Origin of the sequence: Polycladidibacter hongkongensis (assembly GCF_001561995.1) — a bacterium.
Lineage (GTDB): Bacteria > Pseudomonadota > Alphaproteobacteria > Rhizobiales > Stappiaceae > Pseudovibrio > Pseudovibrio hongkongensis.
Window position 1 is genome coordinate 1 of the sequence record NZ_LLWC01000023.1, and the last position, 1,721, is coordinate 1,721.

Annotated in this window: 1 protein-coding gene; it reads left to right on the forward strand. The window is 49.2% G+C overall.

Annotated elements, in window-relative coordinates; genetic code table 11:
• Positions 1-1,721, forward strand: a 1,721-nt coding sequence (locus AYK82_RS11490; RefSeq protein WP_156453334.1) for a hemagglutinin repeat-containing protein, incomplete at both ends; no start/stop codon positions are given.

Genomic DNA, 1,721 nt, shown 5'->3' on the forward strand with positions numbered 1-1,721 from the left:
CCTTAAGCGGCGATTTGCAAAATACAGGCGCCACACTGTCATCCGGTGCGGATATGAACCTGATAGTTGACGGTGACGCAACATTTACCGCCAAGGAGATCGAAAAGGAAACCGAAAAAGATAGCGGCTTTGCCTATAATCGGGAATACTCAAAAACCAATCAGATGTCGCAGGTTTCTGCGGGCGGCAATATCAATGTTACATCTCAAAAGACAATAAGCATCGAAGGCGCAAACATTAACTCTGAGGCAAGTATCGAGCTTGCTGCCAAAGAGAATGTGGTGGTCAAGTCTGTACGTGACGTCTACGAGAAAGAAGACCGTTGGTCTATGAAGAGCGGTGGTTGGTTTGGCGTCAATGCGTCCTATGACAACTCAAAATCGGCTAATGTGGTCCAGGGCTCAAATGTTGGGGCTGAGGGAAGCATTAAAATTTCATCAGGCGACACCGTTGATGTGCGCGCTTCAACATTAGGTGCAGGCAAAAACCTGCAAGTGCAGGCCGGCAACAAGATTACGATCGCTGGAGAGCAAAGCGCATACAGTCAAACGAATTCTAGTCGTGTTAAAGGCTTCCTGAAGAAGGACATTAGCCGCAAACACACCAGTAACAACCAATATCAAGGGGCCATGCTGATTGCTGGCGAAAACCTTGACATTGCAACAGATAGCGACGTTCAAGTTACCGGTTCAACCCTCGCGGCTGAAGGAAACGTTACGGTTTCTGGCGCAGATGTTGTGCTTGACACTGGCACTTCCACCTCCTCTTCCAGCAGCTATGAGAAACATGCGGGCTTGTTCGCAGAAGGAATGGACGGTGGGTTTGGCTTCAGCATTGGTTACAGAAAAACCACAGATAAAGCGAACACCGATCAGACCCAGGCAGTTGGCAGTAGCATTGGTGCAGGCAAAAATCTTACAGTTGCTGCTCAAAATAATGTAAACGCAACGGCTGCAACGCTTACCGCAGGCAATGACATCTCGATCACCGCCCAAGAAGATATTACGATCCAAGCGGGGCAAAACACCTTTGAGCAAAGCCAAAGCCACAAGCAGTCGCAAATAGCCTTCAGTGCAGGTTTCAAGGCACCAATCATCAACAATGTCAAGGCACTGAGTGAGAACGCGCAAAACGCAACCAGCGGCAAAGGCAATGCGATCAATCAGGCTGTAACTGCTGCATCTTCGACCCTCAAAGCCATTGATGCGGCAAAGAATATTGCAACCGGAAGCTGGGTAACGGCAGAAAACGGATTTGAGTTATCTACTCGCAAATCCAGCTCACAGCAGCAGTCAACTTCGGCACAGCAAAGCATTATTAATGCCAAGAACGATGTCACATTGGATGCTGGCAGTAATCTAGCCCTCGTTGGCAGCGACATCTCTGCAGAGGGTGATATCAAACTTGTCGCCGGGGATGATTTGAACATCGAAGCTGCAAAACAATCCGCTAGCGGCTCTTCAAAAAATTCCTCAAGCTCAATCGGTATCAAACTGGTGACAGGCTATAACCCCATGACTGGCGGGTCTATGAGCTTGAATATGAGTGCAGGTGGCAGCAGCGGCAACAGTGAGTGGCAAAGCCAAACTCATCAAAATGCAGCCGTAAGTGCGGGTGATAAACTGACGATCAAGACAGGGGACGACGCCCGTATTGCCGGGGCCAAGCTTACAGCGAACGAGATTTCTGCAACTATTGACGGCGCTTTAGAGGTGAAGAGC